22 protein-coding genes are annotated in these 18,553 nt (G+C 64.1%); 7 read left to right on the top strand and 15 right to left on the bottom strand.

The annotated features are described in order from the left end of the window. Positions 1-100: 100 nt before the first annotated feature. A complete protein-coding gene (locus PSEST_RS18355; protein WP_015278433.1) occupies positions 101-1,597 on the bottom strand; it encodes a YifB family Mg chelatase-like AAA ATPase in 1,497 nt (498 codons plus the stop codon). Positions 1,598-1,633: 36 nt separating this feature from the next. Further along, positions 1,634-1,894, bottom strand: coding sequence for an accessory factor UbiK family protein (locus PSEST_RS18350; RefSeq protein WP_013981620.1), 261 nt, complete (start codon positions 1,892-1,894; stop codon positions 1,634-1,636). A 396-nt stretch (positions 1,895-2,290) separates the two neighbouring features. On the opposite strand from PSEST_RS18350, the gene glnK reads away from it, so the two are divergent. The 5 genes from glnK (at position 2,291) to sutA (ending at position 6,287) form a co-directional block, all read left to right on the top strand. Continuing rightward, the gene (glnK, locus tag PSEST_RS18345; protein WP_003096476.1) at positions 2,291-2,629 is read left to right on the top strand and encodes a P-II family nitrogen regulator; all 339 of its coding nucleotides are present in this window, start codon (positions 2,291-2,293) and stop codon (positions 2,627-2,629) included. Positions 2,630-2,667: 38 nt separating this feature from the next. Further along, positions 2,668-3,984, top strand: coding sequence for an ammonium transporter (locus tag PSEST_RS18340; RefSeq protein ID WP_015278432.1), 1,317 nt, complete (start codon positions 2,668-2,670; stop codon positions 3,982-3,984). Positions 3,985-4,099: 115 nt separating this feature from the next. After that, the gene (locus PSEST_RS18335; protein WP_015278431.1) at positions 4,100-5,350 is read left to right on the top strand and encodes an ammonium transporter; all 1,251 of its coding nucleotides are present in this window, start codon (positions 4,100-4,102) and stop codon (positions 5,348-5,350) included. Positions 5,351-5,453: 103 nt separating this feature from the next. Next, complete coding sequence (locus PSEST_RS18330; protein WP_015278430.1) at positions 5,454-5,879, top strand: secondary thiamine-phosphate synthase enzyme YjbQ; 426 nt, start codon at positions 5,454-5,456, stop codon at positions 5,877-5,879. A 78-nt stretch (positions 5,880-5,957) separates the two neighbouring features. Next, positions 5,958-6,287 carry a transcriptional regulator SutA gene (sutA, locus tag PSEST_RS18325; RefSeq protein ID WP_015278429.1) on the top strand — a complete coding sequence of 110 codons (330 nt, stop codon included), beginning with the start codon at positions 5,958-5,960 and terminating at the stop codon, positions 6,285-6,287. Between the two features lie 67 nt (positions 6,288-6,354). On the opposite strand, the gene PSEST_RS18320 is transcribed toward sutA, so the two are convergent. From PSEST_RS18320 to lptM, 6 genes are all read right to left on the bottom strand, one after another. Continuing rightward, positions 6,355-7,056, bottom strand: coding sequence for an HAD family hydrolase (locus tag PSEST_RS18320; protein WP_015278428.1), 702 nt, complete (start codon positions 7,054-7,056; stop codon positions 6,355-6,357). Further along, positions 7,053-7,952, bottom strand: a complete 900-nt coding sequence (gene xerC, locus PSEST_RS18315) for a tyrosine recombinase XerC (RefSeq protein WP_015278427.1) — start codon at positions 7,950-7,952, stop codon at positions 7,053-7,055. The genes PSEST_RS18320 and xerC overlap by 4 nt, the downstream gene beginning before the upstream one ends. 66 nt (positions 7,953-8,018) lie before the next feature. Further along, complete coding sequence (locus tag PSEST_RS18310) at positions 8,019-8,711, bottom strand: DUF484 family protein (RefSeq protein WP_015278426.1); 693 nt, start codon at positions 8,709-8,711, stop codon at positions 8,019-8,021. After that, the gene (dapF, locus tag PSEST_RS18305) at positions 8,708-9,538 is read right to left on the bottom strand and encodes a diaminopimelate epimerase (protein WP_015278425.1); all 831 of its coding nucleotides are present in this window, start codon (positions 9,536-9,538) and stop codon (positions 8,708-8,710) included. Before dapF ends, PSEST_RS18310 begins: the two co-directional genes overlap by 4 nt. 10 nt (positions 9,539-9,548) lie before the next feature. Then, the gene (lysA, locus tag PSEST_RS18300) at positions 9,549-10,796 is read right to left on the bottom strand and encodes a diaminopimelate decarboxylase (RefSeq protein ID WP_015278424.1); all 1,248 of its coding nucleotides are present in this window, start codon (positions 10,794-10,796) and stop codon (positions 9,549-9,551) included. A 12-nt stretch (positions 10,797-10,808) separates the two neighbouring features. After that, positions 10,809-10,949, bottom strand: coding sequence for an LPS translocon maturation chaperone LptM (gene lptM, locus PSEST_RS18295; RefSeq protein WP_003283423.1), 141 nt, complete (start codon positions 10,947-10,949; stop codon positions 10,809-10,811). A 188-nt stretch (positions 10,950-11,137) separates the two neighbouring features. On the opposite strand from lptM, the gene cyaY reads away from it, so the two are divergent. Next, complete coding sequence (gene cyaY, locus PSEST_RS18290; RefSeq protein ID WP_015278423.1) at positions 11,138-11,470, top strand: iron donor protein CyaY; 333 nt, start codon at positions 11,138-11,140, stop codon at positions 11,468-11,470. 160 nt (positions 11,471-11,630) lie between these two features. Next, positions 11,631-12,035: a nucleoside diphosphate kinase regulator gene (gene rnk, locus PSEST_RS18285; RefSeq protein WP_015278422.1), complete on the top strand. Its 405-nt coding sequence runs from the start codon at positions 11,631-11,633 to the stop codon at positions 12,033-12,035. 83 nt (positions 12,036-12,118) lie between these two features. Here the strand turns inward: rnk and PSEST_RS18280 are convergent, their stop codons facing one another. The 7 genes from PSEST_RS18280 to PSEST_RS18250 all read right to left on the bottom strand — a co-directional run bounded on the left by PSEST_RS18280 (position 12,119) and on the right by PSEST_RS18250 (position 18,550). Next, positions 12,119-12,349, bottom strand: coding sequence for a FecR/PupR family sigma factor regulator (locus tag PSEST_RS18280; protein WP_041756778.1), 231 nt, complete (start codon positions 12,347-12,349; stop codon positions 12,119-12,121). A 78-nt stretch (positions 12,350-12,427) separates the two neighbouring features. Then, entirely contained in the window at positions 12,428-12,895 is a 468-nt protein-coding gene (locus tag PSEST_RS18275; RefSeq protein ID WP_015278421.1) for a sigma factor-like helix-turn-helix DNA-binding protein, read from the bottom strand. Between the two features lie 85 nt (positions 12,896-12,980). Beyond that, positions 12,981-15,806 carry a class I adenylate cyclase gene (locus tag PSEST_RS18270; RefSeq protein WP_015278420.1) on the bottom strand — a complete coding sequence of 942 codons (2,826 nt, stop codon included), beginning with the start codon at positions 15,804-15,806 and terminating at the stop codon, positions 12,981-12,983. A 139-nt stretch (positions 15,807-15,945) separates the two neighbouring features. After that, positions 15,946-16,191: a TIGR02647 family protein gene (locus tag PSEST_RS18265; RefSeq protein ID WP_015278419.1), complete on the bottom strand. Its 246-nt coding sequence runs from the start codon at positions 16,189-16,191 to the stop codon at positions 15,946-15,948. A 78-nt stretch (positions 16,192-16,269) separates the two neighbouring features. Further along, entirely contained in the window at positions 16,270-16,713 is a 444-nt protein-coding gene (locus tag PSEST_RS21920) for a hypothetical protein (protein ID WP_015278418.1), read from the bottom strand. A gap of 68 nt (positions 16,714-16,781) precedes the next feature. Further along, positions 16,782-17,309 carry a hypothetical protein gene (locus tag PSEST_RS18255; protein ID WP_015278417.1) on the bottom strand — a complete coding sequence of 176 codons (528 nt, stop codon included), beginning with the start codon at positions 17,307-17,309 and terminating at the stop codon, positions 16,782-16,784. Positions 17,310-17,401: 92 nt separating this feature from the next. Continuing rightward, positions 17,402-18,550, bottom strand: a complete 1,149-nt coding sequence (locus PSEST_RS18250; RefSeq protein ID WP_015278416.1) for an NnrS family protein — start codon at positions 18,548-18,550, stop codon at positions 17,402-17,404. Positions 18,551-18,553: the final 3 nt, after the last annotated feature.

The raw sequence follows: 18,553 nt of genomic DNA, 5'->3' as shown, positions 1-18,553 counted from the left end.
GTGGCCGCCTGTGGCGAAAGCCAGCCAACTTAACACAGACCGCGAAAGGCGGCGGTCGTCCGCGGCCGATTGCGCGAGCCAGAGCCCGCGCCAGAGCGGCTCAGGCCTGGCTGCCGGGGCGGTATTGCAGCGCTTCGGCGAGGTGCTGGCGACTGATGCTCGCCGCTTGCTCCAGATCGGCGAGGGTGCGTGCCACCTTGAGCAAGCGGTGCGCGGCGCGCAGCGATAGCGCCAGACGCTCGCAGGCGCGCTCCAGCCAGGCCTGGTCCTCGGCCGTCAGCTGGCAATGGCTGCGCAGACCGGCGAGGTCGAGGAACGCATTGGCGCAGCCTTGGCGGGCCAGTTGCAGCTGCCTGGCCTGGGCCACCTGCGCGGCGAGCACGGCGCTGCTCTGCCCGGTTTGCGGTGGCGCATTGAGCGCCGTGGCTTCGCGCGCCACGGTCAGGTGCAGGTCGATGCGGTCGAGCAGCGGCCCGGAAAGTTTGTTGCGGTAGCGCTGGATCTGATCCGGCGTGCAGCGGCAGCGCCCGTTCGGATCGCCCAGATAGCCGCACGGGCAGGGGTTCATCGCCGCCACCAACTGGAAGCGTGCCGGAAAGCGCACCTTGTCGCGCGCCCGGGCGATGACGATATGGCCCGATTCCAGCGGCTCGCGCAGGACCTCGAGTACCTTGCGATCGAACTCCGGCAGCTCGTCGAGAAACAGCACGCCCTGATGCGCCAGGGTGATCTCGCCCGGCTGCGGCCGGCTGCCGCCACCGACCAGCGCCGGGCCCGATGCACTGTGATGGGGCTGGCGAAAGGGACGCTGTGGCCAATGTTCAAGTGGGCTGTGGCTGGCCACCGAATGGATGGCGGCGACTTCCAGCGCTTCCTGCTCGTCCAGCGGTGGGAGCAGGCCGGGCAGACGGCTGGCCAGCAGCGTCTTGCCGGTGCCGGGCGGTCCGGAAAACAAGAGGTTGTGGGCGCCAGCCGCGGCGATCAGCAGGCCGCGCTTGGCGGCCTGCTGGCCTTGCACGTCGGCCAGGTCCGGGTAGGGCTGAACCTGTCGCAGCAGGCCCTGGGCGACGTAGGGTTCGAGCGGCGTGACACCGTTGAAGTGCGCGGCGACCTCGAGCAGGTGCTCGGCGGCATAGACGATGAGCCCTGAGGCCAGGCTGGCTTCCTCGGCGTTGGCTCGCGGCACCAGCAATGCGCGTCCGGCAGCCCGAGCTGCAAGGGCTGCCGGCAACACGCCCTGGACCGGGCGCAGGGCGCCGGACAGCGCCAGTTCGCCCAGGCATTCGAGGCTTGTCAGGCGTTCGGCTGGCAGCTGACCGCTGGCGGCGAGAATGCCGAGGGCGATGGACAGGTCGAAACGGCCGCCATCCTTGGGCAGATCGGCCGGTGCGAGATTGAGGGTGATACGGCGGGGCGGAAAGTCGAAGCCGGAGGTGAGGATGGCGCTGCGCACGCGGTCCTTGCTCTCCTTCACGGCGGTTTCCGGTAAGCCGACCAGTGTCAGCGCCGGCAGACCGTTGGCCAGATGGGCTTCGACGGTCACCGACGGTGCCTCGACGCCGATCTGGGCGCGGCTATGAACTATGGCCAGGGACATTCGATCACTCCTTTGATCGTGTCGCGGCCCGGTCTGTCAGGACGCGGGCGGCGTTAGCTTTTCTTCCAGTTCGGCGACCTTCGCCTCTAGCGCTTCCAGGCGGGCGCGGGTACGGGCGAGCACCACCATCTGGCTGTCGAACTCATCGCGGCTGACGACGTCGAGCTTGTTCAGCGCACCCTGTACCACGCCCTTGAGCTGGGCTTCGAATTCGCCACGCGGCAGCGGCGTCTCGCCGTTGAACAGGCGCGAGGCCTGGGAGCCGATGGCATCTAGAAAAGCTTTTGGCGGCAACATGGAAAACACCTTTCATTGAACGGGGCGCAGTGTAGCACGCGGCTTTTTGAGCCTTTGCGGCGAGCAGTGCACAGAAAATGAGCAGCACATGGTGCACGCGCGCACCAAAAAGATGCGCCGCTGCGGCTGAACCGTCCGTCGGGCGTGCTCTTTCGATCTCCGGGCCCGCAAACCTGGGGCTTGAGCAAAACTGGCATCGATTCTGCTTTGTCCTCAGCGACGCATGCACCAGCCGGTTGCGGTGCATCGGTGATTCGCGACGCTTCGTCGGAGAGATTGGTGGTGTCGGACAGAGGCTCGGCAACAGCCGGAGCGTTACAAGAGCCAGACACTGAGCTTAGACTTGAGCCGGGTTCGTACTTCTGGGGCAAGTCCACCTAAACGGGAGAAGTTTTCATGAAACTAGTCACTGCCATCATCAAGCCGTTCAAGCTGGACGACGTGCGCGAGTCGCTGTCGGAAATTGGCGTACAGGGCATCACCGTCACCGAAGTCAAAGGCTTCGGTCGTCAGAAGGGGCACACCGAGCTGTATCGCGGTGCCGAATACGTCGTCGACTTCCTGCCGAAGGTAAAGATCGATGTAGCCATCGCTGACGATCAGCTCGATCGCGTCATCGAGGCCATCACCAAGGCGGCCAACACCGGCAAGATCGGCGACGGCAAGATCTTCGTGGTCAACCTGGAACAGGCCATCCGCATCCGTACCGGCGAAACCGATACCGACGCGATTTAAGCAGCACCTCCGAACCCCCACGCCCCAGGAGTAAAACCATGACTCTGCGAAGATTCGCAGGGCTAGGAGCCCTTTTGTCTCTGATAAGTCCAGGCCTGGCCCTGGCGCAGGAGACAACGCTGGATTCAGGCGACACGGCATGGATGCTGACGGCCACTGCGCTGGTGCTGTTCATGACCATCCCTGGGCTGGCGCTGTTCTACGGCGGCATGGTCCGCTCGAAGAACATTCTCTCGGTGATGATGCAGTGCTTTGCCGTCACCGGCCTGATGAGCATCCTCTGGATGGTCTACGGCTACAGCCTCGCTTTCGACACCACCGGAATGGAAGCGGGCGTTACCAATTTCAATTCCTTCGTCGGCGGTCTGGATCGCGCGTTTCTCAGCGGCCTGACGCCCGACAGCCTGGTCGGTGCCTTCCCGGAAAGCGTCTTCATCACCTTCCAGATGACCTTCGCCATCATCACCCCGGCGCTCATCGTCGGCGCCTTCGCCGAACGCATGAAGTTCTCCGCGATGCTGGTGTTCATGGGCATCTGGTTCACCCTGGTCTATGCACCGATCGCGCACATGGTCTGGGGCGGTGACGGCGGCCTGATGTGGGACTGGGGCGTGCTCGACTTCGCCGGTGGCACCGTGGTGCACATCAATGCCGGTATCGCTGGTCTGGTGGCCTGCCTGGTGCTGGGCAAGCGCAAGGGTTACCCGACCACGCCGATGGCACCGCATAACCTGGGTCTGACCCTGATCGGCGCCGCGATGCTCTGGGTCGGCTGGTTCGGCTTCAACGCCGGCTCGGCCGTCGCTGCCAACGGTACTGCCGGCATGGCCATGCTGGTTACCCAGATCGCCACCGCGGCGGCGGCACTGGGCTGGATGTTCGCCGAGTGGATCGGTCACGGCAAACCCAGCGCGCTGGGCATTGCCTCGGGCGTGGTCGCCGGTCTGGTCGCCATCACGCCGGCTGCCGGCACTGTCGGCCCGATGGGCGCGCTGGTCATCGGCCTGGTCTCCGGGGTGGTCTGCTTCTTCTGCGCCACCAGCCTGAAACGCAAGCTCGGCTACGACGATTCGCTGGATGCCTTCGGCGTGCACGGCGTGGGCGGCATCGTCGGTGCGCTGCTCACCGGCATCTTCGCCGCGCCCATGCTGGGTGGTTTCGGCGAAGTGGAGAACATCGGCCTGCAACTGTGGATTCAGTTCAAGGGCGTGCTCTTCACCGTCGTCTACACCGGCATCGTCACTTACCTGATCCTCAAGGCGATCGATCTGGTGATGGGCCTGCGGGTGAACGAGGAGCAGGAGACCATCGGCCTCGACCTCAGCCTGCACAACGAGCGCGGCTACAACCTGTAACCCATTTCAGCGCAGTACCCCGGAGCCAACCCGGGGTCAGGGCAGGACCGCCGGAGCAGCGTGCGGCGGCCTGCGGACCGAATAGCGCACACAGCGCGACAGCAAGAGGTGACACATGGATAGCACTGCATTGATACCCGTCCAGTACGGACTCGATACCTTCTACTTCGTGATCTGCGGAGCGCTGGTGATGTGGATGGCGGCGGGTTTCGCCATGCTCGAAGCCGGTCTGGTGCGAGCCAAGAACACCGCCGAGATCCTCACCAAGAACATCGTGCTCTACTCGCTGGCCTCGATCATGTATCTGCTGGTCGGTTACTACATCATGTACTCCAGCCCGGAAGGCGGCATCTTCCCGAGTCTGGGCTTCCTGATCGGTGACGAGCATGCGGTCGACCTGGTCGCCGCCGGTGGCGAGGATGCACCGTACTACTCGGCCCGCGCTGACTTCTTCTTCCAGATCGTCTTCGCCGCGACCTGCATGTCGGTGGTTTCCGGTGCGGTGGCCGAGCGCATGAAGCTGTGGGCCTTCATTGCCTTCGCGGTGGTGATGACCGGCTTCATCTACCCGATTCAGGGTTTCTGGAAGTGGGGCGGCGGTTTCCTCGACGCTGCTGGCTTCCTCGACTTCGCCGGTTCCGGTGTGGTGCACATGGCCGGTGCGGCTGCTGCTCTGGCGGGTGTTCTGCTGCTCGGTGCGCGTAAGGGCAAGTATGGCCCGAACGGCCAGATCAACGCCATTCCGGGTGCCAACATGCCGCTGGCGACCCTCGGTGCCTTCATTCTGTGGATGGGCTGGTTCGGCTTCAACGGCGGCTCGCAGCTGAAGATGAGCACCATCGAGGACGCCAACGCGGTGGCCCAGGTCTTCGTCAACACCAACATGGGCGCCGCCGGTGGCCTGATCGCAGCACTGATCACCGCGCGCCTGCTGTTTGGCAAGTCCGACCTGACCATGGTGCTCAACGGCGCCCTGGCTGGCCTGGTGGCGATCACCGCCGAGCCGCTGACCCCGAGCGCCCTGCAGGCGACGCTGATCGGCGGTGTGGGTGGCGTGCTGGTGGTGTTCAGCATCCTCGGCCTGGACAAGCTCAAGCTCGATGACCCGGTCGGTGCCATTTCCGTGCATGGCGTTGCCGGTATGTGGGGCCTGCTGGCCGTGCCGCTGACCAATGCCGATGCCACCTTTGGTGCGCAGCTGCTGGGTCTGGTGTCGATCTTCCTCTGGGTATTCATCGCCAGCCTGATCGTCTGGGGCATCATCAAGGCAGTGATGGGCCTGCGCGTCAGCGAGGAAGAGGAATACGAAGGTGTGGACGTGGTCGAGTGCGGTCTGGAAGCCTATCCGGAGTTCACTCGTCAGTAACGATTCGGTGGTACATGACAAGGGCGCCTTTTGGCGCCCTTTGTTTTTTTTGGCGCCACGCTAGAATGCGCGCGACCAGCCGTTGAACATGAGCTTTGCGAACATGTGGCAACAGACCCTGATCACCTTGCGCGCGCGACCACGTGGCTTCCACCTGATCACCGACGAGCTGCTCGCCGCATTGCCGGAACTGCGGCAATGTCAGGTCGGTCTGTTACACCTGTGGCTGCGGCATACCTCGGCGTCGCTGACGATCAACGAGAATGCCGATGCAGCGGTTCGGCGTGACTTCGAGCGCTTCTTCAATCGCCTGGTGCCGCAGGGTGAGGGAGGCTACGAGCATGACTACGAAGGGCCGGATGATCTGCCGGCGCATTTCAAGGCCAGCCTGCTCGGCTGCCAGTTGAGCCTGCCGGTCAGTGAGGGGCGTCTGGCCCTCGGCACCTGGCAGGGGATCTATCTCGGGGAACACCGCGACCAGGGTGGGGCGCGGCAGATAGTGGCAACGCTGCACGGGACGGCAAGTTGAATTTTTTTTGGCGGTGTCGGTCTTTCCGCATCGCTGGGCTATAACTTACTCCGCTTTGGCATGGCCATGAGGTTGAACATGAGCGACGAAGAACTAGAACAAGACGATCTGGACGTTAGCGACGAGGAGGACGGGGAGGAGCTGAGCGCCGCCGACGAGGGCGACGACAGCCTCGACGACGAGGGCACCGACAGCGAGCGTGCCACGCCGGCGAAAAAGACCAAGGCCAAGGCCGTCGAGCCCGACGAGCTGCCGAGCCTGGAAGCCAAGCAGAAAGAGCGCGAAGCGCTGGCGCGAGCCATGGAAGAGTTCCTCGCCCGTGGCGGTCAGGTGCAGGAGGTCGAACCCAATGTGGTCGCCGACCCGCCGAAGAAGCCGGACAGCAAGTACGGCAGCCGTCCTATCTGAGTCGGCCGAATTGCAAAAAAGCCCGCATCACGGCGGGCTTTTTCGCGTCTGGCGTATGGATCGTTGTTCAGTCGCCGCGCCAGCCATGCAGCAGTTTTGGCAGCCCCGCCAGGCTCTGGATCTCCGCGTCGGGATGGTAGTCGTGCGGCCAGACGGCGCGCTTTGGATTGAACCAGATCGCCCGCAGGCCGGCCTGCTGCGCCCCGGCGATGTCGTCGAGGGCGTGGTCGCCGATGTGCACGGCTTGCTCCGGGCGCGCATCGCCCAGTCGCAAGGCCTGCTGGAACGGGTGCGGGTCCGGCTTGCCGACGCCCAGCTCCTCGGCGCACAGGGTGAACTGGAAATAGTCGGCCAGGCCCAGGCGGCGCACGTCGGCATTGCCGTTGGTGATCACGCCAAGGGTGTAGTGATTGGCGAGAAACTCCAGGGTTGGTTGCACGTCAGGGAAAATCTGCACCTCATGGCGCGCATCGAGAAATACCTGAAACGCCTGTTCGGCCAGCCCGTCCGCTTCATCGGCGGGATAACCGGCATCGTGTAACGCGTGCTGCAGGATGCGTCGGCGCAGCTCGCTTATGCGGTGGCGCAGCGCCGGGTCCCGTTCGATCAGCATGCGGCGGATAGCGCCCAGCGCCTCGACGGGAAATTCGCCCAGGCGCGGTGCATGTACCGCCAGCCAGTCGCGCAGCGCGGTCTCGGCGCTCTGGATGGCCGGCGTGGTTTCCCAGAAGGTATCGTCCAGGTCGAAGGTGATCAGGCGAATGCTCATGTGTCGGTGTCCTGCTTGCGCTTGGCGCGCGGATGCGCCTGATCGTAGACCTTGGCCAGGTGCTGAAAATCCAGGTGGGTATAGATCTGCGTGGTGCCGATGTCGGCATGGCCGAGCAGCTCCTGCACCGAGCGCAGGTCCTGGGACGACTCTAGCAGGTGGCTGGCGAAGCTATGGCGCAGCATATGTGGGTGCAGATGCTGGCCGAGCTCGCGCACACCGGCCTGACGCACCCGCATTTGCACGGCGCGGGCACCGAGGCGACGGCCCTGCTGGCCGATGAATACCGCACCATCGGCTGGGTTGGCCAGCGCGCGTATTGGCAACCAGGCCTGCAACGCCTCGCGCGCCTTGCGCCCGACGGGCAGCTCGCGCACCTTGTTGCCCTTGCCGAGCACCCGCACCAGCCCCGCCGGCAGGTCGAGCTGGTCGAGGTTCAGGCCAACCAGTTCCGACAGGCGCAGACCGGATGAATAGAACAGCTCGAGCATCGCCTGGTCACGCAGGGCGATGAAGTCGTCCTCGACGCCACCATCGAGCAACTGCATGGCTCGGTCGGTATCCAGCAGCTTCGGTAGACGCCGTTCGCCTTTCGGCGCCGACAGACCGGCGGCCGGGTCGTGTTGGCAGATGCCTTCCTGATTGAGATAGCGATACAGGCCGCGCACCGATGACAGCAGGCGTGCCAGGCTGCGGCTGGATTGGCCCTGACGATGCAGCTCAGCGATCAGCTGGCGCAGGTGGCGGCCCTGTAGCCCGCGCCAGTCGGCTATCTGCTCGCGCTCGCAATGGGCCAGCAGCTTGTTCAGGTCGCGGCGGTAGCCTTCCAACGAATGGCCCGACAGTTGCCGGGCGCTGCGCAGGTGTTCGAAGTAGGCGTCGAGTTCGTTCTGCATGAACAGGCTCCAGCCTCAGGCCGCGAGCGGGCGCGTGTGGTGCGTGGCGTTGGCCGGCAATTGCGCTCAGCGTACCGAGCGCAGCGGCGTACCGAAGCGCGGCAGCACGCGGGTCAGCACTTCGGCGATATAACCGAGGAACAGCGTGCCCAGCGAGCTCTTGTAGTGCTGTGGATCCGGGCTGCCGATGGCCAGCACGCCGAGCTGGTTGTTCAGGCTGACCACCGCGGCAGAGCCAACGCTGCCACCATCCTCGCCGAAGAGGAAGTTCAGTTCATGCGGGCGCAGTACGCCGCAGATGGTCTTGCCGCCGTCGAGCAGCCCGCCGATGCTCTGCTGCGCCTCGCCGGTGCTGACGCAGCGGCCGACCGGCAGCGTGGCTTCGCTGAACAGGATCAGGCTGACGTAGGGGACCTGGAATTCATGGCGCAGGCTGTCTTCGACTGCGCTGACCACTTCTTCCAGGCTGCTGGCGTCGAGCAGGTCGAGCACCAGGCGGCGGGTCTTGTCGAACAGGCGGTCGTTGTCGCGAGCCACATCCATCAGTTGTGACAGGCGATGGCGCATCTCGATATTGCGCTCGCGCAGCAGTTTGACCTGGCGTTCGACCAGTGACACGGCGGTGCCTGGCTGATGGGGAATGCGCAACTCCGGGATCAGCTCGTCGTGGTCGACGAAGAACTCCGGATGGGCGCGCAGGTAGGCGGCGACGGCTTCGGCGTCGGGAAGCGGGGTGCTGCCCTGGGTCTGGTCGGTCATAGGCGAACCTGTCCTTCAAATACGCGAACGGCGGGGCCGGTCATCATAACCGGCTGTCCGGGACCTGCCCATTCGATGGACAGGCGGCCACCCGGCAGATCGATCTGCACCGGCGAGTCCATCCAGCCCTGGCGGATGGCGGCTACCGCGGCCGCGCAGGCGCCGGTGCCACAGGCCTGGGTCTCACCGGCACCGCGCTCCCAGACGCGCAGACGTGCCTGACGGCGGTCGACGATCTGCAGGAAGCCAACGTTGACCCGTTGTGGAAAGCGCGGGTGATGCTCAATCTTCGGTCCGAGCTCATGCACGGGTGCCTGCTCGACGCTATCGACGCGCAGCACCGCGTGGGGGTTGCCCATCGACACGGCGGCCAGCTCGACGCGCTGGCCATCGACTTCGAGCGGATAACACAGGGCTTCCTGCTCGGCCTGGAACGGAATCTCGGCCGGCACCAGGCGTGGCGGGCCCATGTCGACGCGGATCTGTCCATCCGGGCGGATATCCAGCTCGATGATGCCGCCCTTGGTTTCGACCTTGATCTTGCGTTTGACGGTCAGGCGCTTGTCGACCACGAAGCGGGCGAAGCAGCGCGCGCCGTTGCCGCACTGCTCCACTTCCGAACCGTCGGAGTTGAAGATGCGGTAGCGGAAATCGACGTCCGGATTCTGCGGTGGCTCGACGATCAGCAGCTGATCGAAACCGACGCCGGTATGGCGATCGCCCCACTGCTTGGCGTGCTTGGGCTGGATGTGCGCGTGCTGGCTGACCAGGTCGATGACCATGAAGTCATTGCCCAGACCGTGCATCTTGGTAAAGCGCAGAAGCATGATCTTGGCCTCAAGTGGGCAGCAGGCTTTCGCCGGCGTATAGCTCCTGAACGCTCTCGCGACGGCGCACTTCGAAGGCCTGGTCACCGTCCACCAGCACCTCGGCGGCGCGACCGCGGGTGTTGTAATTGGAGCTCATGACGAAGCCGTAGGCACCGGCCGAACACACCGCCAGCAGGTCGCCCTCGACCAGCGCCAGCTCACGATCCTTGGCGAGGAAATCGCCGGTCTCGCAGATCGGTCCGACGATGTCGTAGCGACGCGTATCGCCTTCGTGCGGCTGCACCGCGATGACGTTCATCCAGGCCTGATACAGCGCCGGACGGATCAGATCGTTCATCGCCGCATCGACGATGGCGAAATCCTTGTGCGCGGTGTGCTTGAGGTATTCCACGCGTGTCAGCAGCACGCCGGCGTTGGCGACGATGGAGCGGCCTGGCTCGAACACCAGTGCCAGCCCGCGGCCTTCGATGCGCTGGCGTACGGCCTGGATGTAGTCGCCGGCCAGCGGTGGCTGCTCGTCGCGGTAACGCACGCCGAGGCCGCCACCGAGGTCAAGGTGACGAATCTGGATGCCGCGTGCGGCGAGGCGGTCGGTCAGGGCGAGCAGGCGATCGAGCGCATCGAGGAAGGGCGGCAGGCTGGTCAGCTGCGAACCGATATGGCAGTCGACGCCGACCACTTCCAGGTTCGGCAGCTCGGCTGCGCGGGCATAGACCGCCTCGGCGTTGTCGATATCGATGCCGAACTTGTTCTCTTTCAGACCGGTGGAAATGTACGGGTGGGTGCCGGCATCGACGTCCGGATTGACCCGCAGCGATACCGGTGCCTTTTTGCCAAGCTCGGCGGCGACCTGCTGCAGGCGCTCCAGCTCGTCGGTGGATTCCACGTTGAAGCAGTGCACACCGACTTCCAGCGCGCGACGCATGTCGTCACGGGTCTTGCCGACGCCGGAGAAGACGATACGGTCCGGCTGGCCGCCAGCGGCCAGTACGCGCTCCAGCTCACCGCGCGAAACTATATCGAAGCCGGCACCGAGGCGCGCCAGCACGTTCAGCACGCCGAGGTTCGAATTGGCTTTGACGGCGAAGCAGACCAGATGCGGCATGCCATCCAGCGCATCGGCATAGGCCCGGTACTGGGCCTCGATGTGCGCGCGGGAATAGACATAGGTCGGGGTGCCGAAGCGTTGCGCAAGTGCGGGCAGTGCCACGCCTTCCGCGAAGAGTTGACCGTCGCGGTACGAGAAGGCCTCCATGAACAGCCTCCTTTAGAGTTCGAAACGATCTTTGGAACGTTCTTTGACGGTCTGCTCGTCATCCGGCAGATACAGCGGGCCTTTCTGGCCGCAGCCGCTGAGCGCGGCGGCGAAGACGGCGAGGGCGATGAAGGGAAGCAGGAGACGCTTCATGGGGGCTGGAATCCTTGAAAAATCTAATCGCCGGAGTATACCCAGCACCCGTCGGATTGCCTATGCGAGCCGCACGTCACCCGGCGGCATTGCTGGCTGGCGGCTCGCTTGATTCGACCGCCCCCTGCTAAGCTCGCCGCCATCGCGTGCGGCAGGGTCGCGCGCAGCACAATCCGAGGAAATGTTGCATGAGCCTGAGCGAAGCCCGTTATCACGATCTGGTCGATGCTGTGCAGGAGAGCGTCGAGGACGTATTCGATGACACCAGCATGGACGTCGATCTGGAAAATTCCGGGGGTGTGCTGACCGTGCGTTTCGCCAACGGCAGCCAGCTGATCCTCAGTCGTCAGCCGGTGTTGCGCCAGTTGTGGGTCGCGGCGCGCTCCGGCGGCTTTCATTTCGACTACGACGAGGGCGGCCAGCTGTGGTTGTGCGATGCCAGCGGCGAGCGCCTCGGTGAGCTGCTGACGCGAGTGACGCTGGAGCAGGGCGGCGAAGCGTTAGAGTTCGAGGACATCTAAGCCATCGGCGCGCAGGCCCCGTTTTCCGGGGCCTGCAGGCAGGGGCCTTGCTTATTCGGGCTGCTGTGATAGTGTCTTTCGCAGGTCAACAAAACCCCGCCTTCGGGCGGGGTTTTGCTTTTTTCGTCTTTTGATTTTTCGCAGGAGCTTGCCAGAACCCATGACCAGTGCACCGCCGATCATCCTTACCCAACTCGATCTGCAGCGCCTTGAGCGGCTGCTCGACAGCCTCGACGACTACGGTCCGGCTGCCGAAGCGCTCGAGCAGGAACTGTCGCGGGCGCAGATTGTGGAGCGCAGCGAAATGCCTGCCGGTGTCGTCACCATGAACTCGCGGGTGCATTGCCTGGATGAGGGAACCGGCAAGGAATATCACCTGACGCTGGTCTACCCCCACGACGCTGGCAAGGAAGGTACTGTTTCCGTCCTGGCGCCGGTGGGCACGGCGCTGCTGGGCATGAGCGTCGGCCAGCACATCGACTGGCCAACCCCTGCCGGCAAGATCATCAAGCTCACCCTGCTCGCCATCGAGTATCAGCCCGAGGCGGCTGGCGATCCGTTCTGACCCAGCCTTGGCGTTCTATCGGATCGGTATCCCGCCGGGGTTTCCGTTGACGCGGGGCGGCGCCTGCTGCAACGGCGGGCGTATCAGACTCGCCGAGGGCGACGGCAGATGACGTTGACAATCCAGGCGCCGGCATTTTTGCCAGGACGCCGCTGCCGTTGAACTTCCGTCGGAAGCTGCCCAGTCAGCTGCCATATCTGCTCCGCTCGTTGCCAGGCGCTGGCATTTACAGGCGAGGCCCGTTGCCAGGCCTCGCAGGCAGCACGCAGTTCCTGGTCGTCGGGCGAAGCCTGCAGCCAGATAAGCCATTCCATGGCGCAATTCCATTGGGGTGCGGGAATTTCACTCATTTAGAGATCACCGACAGTTGGAATAAACCCAGATTTGGCTTGTTACGGCTGCTTTGTCGCTCCGTCCAGCGCAGCCGCGCAGCGACTGAGTGCCGTGCGTATCGCCTGGTGGGCCATGCCGGCAGTGATGTCCAGTTCCCTTGCGACCTGCTCCAGCGTATAGCCACGCAGGCGATGCAGTTCGAAGGCCGTACGGGTGCGCGTCGGCAGCTGTGCCAGAGCGGCGGCGATCAGCGTGAGCTCGCCCGGATGCGCACATACCTGCTCGGCACGGTGCTCCCTTAAGCGAGACGCGTGGTCGTCCGCTTTGGCGAGCGCGGGCTTGGTCACGATATGCAGGAGGATGGTCACGGCCTTGCTCAGCCAGACGCGGGTTTGAGCGACCCGGTGCGAAGTCTTGTGGCCATCCATGGCGGTTTGGCTTGTCAGCGCTCGTTTCACCGGCGGTGAGCCGACGTAGATGCTGTGATCAGCCGCGAACAGATCGGTTTTGTTGTTTTGCTCGTTCACGATGGTGCGCTCTCGAAGAAATGCGCGGATGGCCCCGGCATCCTAGCTTGAGGGCAAAATGACATCAAGCGGGAAGCTATATCATTTAGCCGTCCATGGCGGCGTTCAGTGCAGCCTCCAGCCGCGCCTTGTAGCGCAGGTACTGCACGGTCTGGCTGCGCCCGCCGCCGTGCAGGCCGGTGAGGTCGAGATCGGTGATGTAGCAAGGGTAGCGCTCGCCATCACGGCGGCGGGAGATGATGGCGCGGGCCACCGCGGCGAACAGCCCGGCTCCGTACTCCAGGCCGGAGAACTCCTGCTGGTTACAGTACAGCGTGACCTGCGACCGACCGTTCTCGCCGGATTCGACAATGGCCTGCACGTCATAGAATGGGTCGTTGATTTCTTCCAGTGGCGCAGGGCGGCGCTCCAGTCGTGCGGGTTGCGAACCCTGTTCGGGATGGATGCGGTAAAAGATGATGGGCGCATCAGCCAGCAGCTGGGCCTGATTCTCCTGTTGCGCCTTGCGTCGATAGCGCATCGACTCGAGAAAACGCATCAGCGGGCGCAACAGCGAGCGTTCGTCGCGATAGGGCAGGTGCTGGCGCCACAGCGCGTTGTATTCGTCCAGTACGCTGATTTCGGCAAGCTCGCCCGCCGTGCGGTAGAACAGCTGCAGGCAGCCTGCCCGCTGCTGGGCGAGGATCAGCGCCAGGTCGTCGCCTTCCAGCGCCGCACGGTCGAGCTGCAGTGGCAGGTACGCATGATGCGCTTCGCCGAGATGTTCGATCAGTGCTGAGCGGTCGACAAGATTGATCAGGCGCAGCTCGCCTGCATCGCGTTGCAACACGTGGAAATGTTGGCGGATCTTCAACAGGTAGCGCCCTTGAGCCTCGCCGGCGAGGCTTTGGCAGGCGTCATCGAAGAGCTGCTCAACCCGGCGGGCGATGAGCTGCCCGCGGTTGCGCGCGAAGCAGAATACCTGGAGCTGCGGTAACTCCGCCCTCTGCGCGAGATTCTCCAGATAATCGCGCAGGCACGAGGGCAGCGCCTTTGGTCCTTCGTAGCGGCTGACCAGCATCTCGTTCCAGCTGTTGAGGGTGACCTGGTCGATACTGAGCACAAGGCTTTCCGCCGCAGCGCTCGGAAGCACCGCCTCGCTACCTGCAAGCCCGGCTGCGTTCTGAAGCGTGGGGTCCAGGCCAACGTTGATCAGCAGCAGCACGCGACTGGGGGTGCACGCCGCCAGCAGTGCCTCTTCGTCGACCTGAGGCAGTGGCATTGGCATCGCCCGACGCAGGTCGCTGAGCAGGGCGAACAGTTCCGCCTCGCTCAAGCCGCTATCGCCCGGAAACAGCGAAAGGTGGGTGCCGGTATCGACAATGCCGTTGCGATGGCACCAGGCGAGCAGCGCGAGCAGTTCGCGGGCGCGCTTCAGCGGCGCGAAATTGGAGAGTTCCGGCGCCGTGAGCTGGCCCTGGTAGAGCGACCAGTGCACGTCGCCCGCTGCGTCATAGCCGTGCACCAGGGTCAGGCTGTCCTCGGCCATGTCGGGGGATATGCCGAGGTTGACCACCTCGATCTTGCCGGCCTTGCGCTCGATGGCGGCGTAGAGACGCCGGCCAAGTACGCCCAGGTCGCGACTGGTGAGCGGGCTGACGGCCTGCAGGCGGCGGGTGAAGTCGCTGAGGAAGCGATAGCCATAGGTCAGTTCGTTGACCAGCGCGCGCCGCTCCTGACTGACCTGGCGCACCTTCCACTGGCTGCGATTATCGAGCAGGGCGAACTGGCGTTCATCCCAGTGCCAGCTGCGCGTCATGCTTTCGAGCAAGGTTCGCTGCCAGCTCTTGTTGCGATGGACGGGCGGCCGGCTGAGCGGGCGATTGATCTTCAGGTACAGGCAGCGTCGTGCCAGCTCCAGGCGCTCCTGGTCGCCGCGTTCGCTCAGGTAGCGTTCGATGGCATGGTAGGCAGCGATATATGGATCAAGCTCGTCCAGCTCGATGTGGCCTTGATAGATAGCCCGTTTGAAGTCCAGCGCCAGGCAGCGCAGTTGCGGGTACTGGCTGGCATACACCTCGACCAATAGCAGCTTGAACAGCGACTTGTATGGCGAGGCGATGGCTTTGTAGAGCTGCCAGAGCCCGGCACCGACGAACTCCCCGGGCGGCACCTGGCCGAGATGACCGAGATCGAGAACCTCATCGGCACGGACGAAGCGCTTGGCCAGCAGCGTTCTCACATAATCGTCGTAGCGATGTTCCTCGTAGTCCGGCACCAGCCACCACAGCGGTGTGCAGCCACCGAGCCAGAGCGCGGTGCGGTAGAACTCATCGAGCAGCAGATAATGTTGAGTGGTGCCGCAGTCATCGGAAGTCAGCCGGGCCTCGCGCTGGCCCTGGGTGAAACGCTGCGGATCGACCAGGAAGAAATGCGCTTCGCTGCCCTGGGTCGCAGCCCAGGCTTGCAGCAGTTCGCACTTGCGGCGCAGTTCGTCGAGTCCCTGGGCGTCCAGCGCTGGATCGTGACAGACCCAGACGTCCAGATCGCTGTGTTCGTCCTGCGCTACGGTGCCCAGGCTGCCCATGAGGAACAGGCCTTGGATCGGTCGCGGTGCCTTGCCGCGCACGGGCCTGTAGGCAAATGAACGGCTCAGGCGCTGCGCTTCGGCCAGGTGTTCGCTGTCCGGCTCGAAGTGGGCGAGCCCCGCCGGCGTGTTCGTCGACACGTAGCCGGGAAGCATCGGATGATTGACGTGGAACAGCAGCGGCAACAGCTTGAGCACCTGCTGCTGGCGGGTCGACATGGCGGCCAGTGCACGATTCAACCGTGCATCGTTCACTGCGAGAAAGCGCGCACGCAGGGTCGTCAGGACCTTGCGATCGATGCCGTCTTCGAGAATCGGCTGGATAGGGTGGTGAGTGCGGATCATGGTGGGTCTTGCAGGCCTGGCTAACCTTGTTCATCGGCCAACAGGCGCAGGGCTTGAGGCTGGCTCGGAGCTTGGCGGCGACCGACCGAAGCCCGGGGCGGCATTATCCGGCCCGGGCAGCGCAGTAAAACGGGGTTGTTCAGGCCGTGGCCGTTTCCGAAAGGATGGTGAGCAGCGTTTGTGCCTGTTCGGCGGCGTCACGGCCGAGGCTGGTGAGGTAACCGCCGTCGGCCTGGGTGATCAGGCCCTTGGCGTGCAGACGTGAAAAGGCGGCGATAGTCGAAGGACTGGCGTCGTGATGAACCTTCAGGCCTTCCTGCAGGTTTTCCAGATTGAACTGTCGAAGTACGTCCAGTTCGGCGACCAACTCAGGGGTGTACGACATGCTCGCTCCTCGGATGGTGGGCTCGTGCCCTGTTTGCTGAGTGTAGATGCTGTCAGTGGCCCTGCCTTGATCCAGGTCTTATTCGGTCGCTTCCGGCAGCTCTGGCAGTTTGCGTAGCATGACCTCGTAGGCGTTGGCGTCGAAGGGTCGGTCTTCGGCCAGCATGCTGCGGATTTCGTGTGCCAGAACCACCGCCATCATCTGCAGGCATTCGTCGCGCTCGTAGCCGACCAGGGTGAGCTTGTTCAGTGTGGCTTGAGTGGCTGCCGGCTCGCCTGCTTCGATCTGGTTCTCGATGGCCTGGATCAGATGGGATTCGGCGAAGGTTTCGTCTTCTTCGTTCTCAGGGGTGTCTTGCACCATGGTGGGGGTCTCGTCGAGCGGTGCCGGATTTTCCTCATCGAGCTGACAGATCGTACAGCTGCCGTCATCCGGACGGTTGGTTTCAGCGTAGCGTACCCGTCGATGGGCGGCCTGGCGATCGGCATCGACGCGAAAGCGTGGGCGGTCGGGCTCGGACATGGGTACTTCTCCGTTTGCATGTTTTGCAGCTAAGCAGATGCGAGTATGCGCGGCAACATACGACAGTGTCAGTCCATAAAGCTCAATGCCAGGCAAAGCAGGCCGAATGCGCTCCACACCAGCGAAAAAATGATGGGTGTACGTAGAGAAAATAGCAGCGTGCGTTTGTAGCGACGTCCGCCGGGCGGGCTGTTGCCCTCGCCGAACAGCGCCGACTCGTTGTTCGGCAGTATGCCCACGCGACCTTCGATCTGTAGCAGTTCGCCCTGTTTCTGATGCCAGCGCTCAATGACCTCGAAATTGGCCTTGATGCCGGGCATGGCGTGAATCGAGGTGATCAGTCCGAGTACCGAGAGAATGGCCGGTACGACCAGGCGGAACAGATCGCCCCACTCGGGATTGCTGTTGGCCATCGATGAGGCGAAGGCGATCATCAGAAAGGACTGCGACGATAGGTATGCGCTCGTCCGCTCGGCCAGCAATGACGATTCGAAGTGGATTTCCGAACGGTAGAACAGCAGCCGCTCCTTGGGCGAGTCGAAGAGCTCGGCGCCCTGGGTGTCCTCGTTCAGCAGCAGGGTGCGCAAGTCGGTCATGCAGGCCTCGATGAGTACGGCCGCTGCGGCTGGAATTAGCCGCCGGCTGCATGTAGGTCAAGCGCAAGCTGCGAGAGTTCCTGGCAAATGACTCAGCGGTCGGCGGCGCGGCGCGGGCTATCCGAGTGCGCGTGGCGGCAGCGCCAGAGCAGCAGCGTCAGGGCAAGAAAGGCTAGCGACCAGGTTATTGCCGCCAGCAGCAACCAGCCCGGTCTGGACTGGTCAAGCAGTGCGGGCACCACACGGGCCAGGGCCGCCAGACTGATCAGCAGCGCGGCGGCCTGAATCCACGGTTGCGCAGCCGGATCGCGAAAGCGGTAGATCAGTTGCGTTCGTGCCATCACGGCGAAGGTCAGGCTGCCCAGTGCGCCGACGCTCAGCGCGTGTAGCGTTGCGTTGAGCGGCAGCCGCGGCAGCAGAGTGCCTAGGCCAAACAGCAGCAACCCGAGCGCGAGCCAGGCATAGCCGAGCAGCAGGATCAACAGGTCCGGACGCGTGCAATGCCAAGGCTGCCAGCGCAGCAGACGGATGATCGTGAGCACGCCGGCGCTGATCAGCACTGCTCCGGTCAATTGCCGGGCCAGTGACCAGGGCAGGAGGTTGAGCACAAGGGCGAGGCCCAGCAGGATCAGCACGGCGCCCTCGAGATTCGGCTGGACTCGCGCAGCCAGCTGCCGACCCTGGCTCTGTGCATAGCCGGCGACAGCGGGCGCGATGATGCGGCCGCCCATGAAGAACATCAGCGTCGCGAGTAGCAGCAGCGCTTCGAGCAATGCCAATCGATCAAGGGTGGCGCCTAACCCCCCGCTGGCCGCCGCGCTGAGCAGCCCCAGCCCGGCCACGATGGGTGCGACTGTCTGGTTGCGCCACTTCTTCGCAGCGCCAAGAAAGCGCGGCAGTACCTTCCAGGCAAGCCCGGCGGCGAAGAGTGCTGCGCTCGCCAGCGCCAGCCAGGAGCCCGGCCAGAGCAGAAAGCTCACCCGCGCGAGAAGCCAGCAGCCAAGCAGGGTCAGGGTAAAACGTAGCGGTTGCGGGCCTAGCAGGTAGCCGGCGATCACCGCGAGGGCGAAACCGAAGATCATTTCATGAGCGTGGCCGGCGGGCGTAACCAATCCGGGCAGCGCAGGAATCAGGCCGAGGAGAGCAATGACCGAGCTCGGCAGGATGAGCGCTGCATAGAGCGCGGCAGCAGGAAAGAACCAGGCGTTGGCAAAGGGCAGGCGAGGCTTGCGCGGCGGCATCGC

Origin of the sequence: Stutzerimonas stutzeri RCH2 (assembly GCF_000327065.1) — a bacterium.
Lineage (GTDB): Bacteria > Pseudomonadota > Gammaproteobacteria > Pseudomonadales > Pseudomonadaceae > Stutzerimonas > Stutzerimonas stutzeri_AE.
Note: the sequence above shows the minus strand (reverse complement) of the source record. Positions and strands in the feature narration are given on the sequence as shown.

What these genes read in the sequence shown, in the direction of transcription:
- PSEST_RS18355 (WP_015278433.1), bottom strand. Translation starts at nt 1,597, where the DNA reads ATGTCCCTGGCCATAGTTCATAGCCGCGCCCAGATCGGCGTCGAGGCA.
- PSEST_RS18350 (WP_013981620.1), bottom strand. Translation starts at nt 1,894, where the DNA reads ATGTTGCCGCCAAAAGCTTTTCTAGATGCCATCGGCTCCCAGGCCTCG.
- glnK (WP_003096476.1), top strand. Translation starts at nt 2,291, where the DNA reads ATGAAACTAGTCACTGCCATCATCAAGCCGTTCAAGCTGGACGACGTG.
- PSEST_RS18340 (WP_015278432.1), top strand. Translation starts at nt 2,668, where the DNA reads ATGACTCTGCGAAGATTCGCAGGGCTAGGAGCCCTTTTGTCTCTGATA.
- PSEST_RS18335 (WP_015278431.1), top strand. Translation starts at nt 4,100, where the DNA reads ATGGATAGCACTGCATTGATACCCGTCCAGTACGGACTCGATACCTTC.
- PSEST_RS18330 (WP_015278430.1), top strand. Translation starts at nt 5,454, where the DNA reads ATGTGGCAACAGACCCTGATCACCTTGCGCGCGCGACCACGTGGCTTC.
- sutA (WP_015278429.1), top strand. Translation starts at nt 5,958, where the DNA reads ATGAGCGACGAAGAACTAGAACAAGACGATCTGGACGTTAGCGACGAG.
- PSEST_RS18320 (WP_015278428.1), bottom strand. Translation starts at nt 7,056, where the DNA reads ATGAGCATTCGCCTGATCACCTTCGACCTGGACGATACCTTCTGGGAA.
- xerC (WP_015278427.1), bottom strand. Translation starts at nt 7,952, where the DNA reads ATGCAGAACGAACTCGACGCCTACTTCGAACACCTGCGCAGCGCCCGG.
- PSEST_RS18310 (WP_015278426.1), bottom strand. Translation starts at nt 8,711, where the DNA reads ATGACCGACCAGACCCAGGGCAGCACCCCGCTTCCCGACGCCGAAGCC.
- dapF (WP_015278425.1), bottom strand. Translation starts at nt 9,538, where the DNA reads ATGCTTCTGCGCTTTACCAAGATGCACGGTCTGGGCAATGACTTCATG.
- lysA (WP_015278424.1), bottom strand. Translation starts at nt 10,796, where the DNA reads ATGGAGGCCTTCTCGTACCGCGACGGTCAACTCTTCGCGGAAGGCGTG.
- lptM (WP_003283423.1), bottom strand. Translation starts at nt 10,949, where the DNA reads ATGAAGCGTCTCCTGCTTCCCTTCATCGCCCTCGCCGTCTTCGCCGCC.
- cyaY (WP_015278423.1), top strand. Translation starts at nt 11,138, where the DNA reads ATGAGCCTGAGCGAAGCCCGTTATCACGATCTGGTCGATGCTGTGCAG.
- rnk (WP_015278422.1), top strand. Translation starts at nt 11,631, where the DNA reads ATGACCAGTGCACCGCCGATCATCCTTACCCAACTCGATCTGCAGCGC.
- PSEST_RS18280 (WP_041756778.1), bottom strand. Translation starts at nt 12,349, where the DNA reads ATGGAATGGCTTATCTGGCTGCAGGCTTCGCCCGACGACCAGGAACTG.
- PSEST_RS18270 (WP_015278420.1), bottom strand. Translation starts at nt 15,806, where the DNA reads ATGATCCGCACTCACCACCCTATCCAGCCGATTCTCGAAGACGGCATC.
- PSEST_RS18265 (WP_015278419.1), bottom strand. Translation starts at nt 16,191, where the DNA reads ATGTCGTACACCCCTGAGTTGGTCGCCGAACTGGACGTACTTCGACAG.
- PSEST_RS21920 (WP_015278418.1), bottom strand. Translation starts at nt 16,713, where the DNA reads ATGTCCGAGCCCGACCGCCCACGCTTTCGCGTCGATGCCGATCGCCAG.
- PSEST_RS18255 (WP_015278417.1), bottom strand. Translation starts at nt 17,309, where the DNA reads ATGACCGACTTGCGCACCCTGCTGCTGAACGAGGACACCCAGGGCGCC.
- PSEST_RS18250 (WP_015278416.1), bottom strand. Translation starts at nt 18,550, where the DNA reads ATGCCGCCGCGCAAGCCTCGCCTGCCCTTTGCCAACGCCTGGTTCTTT.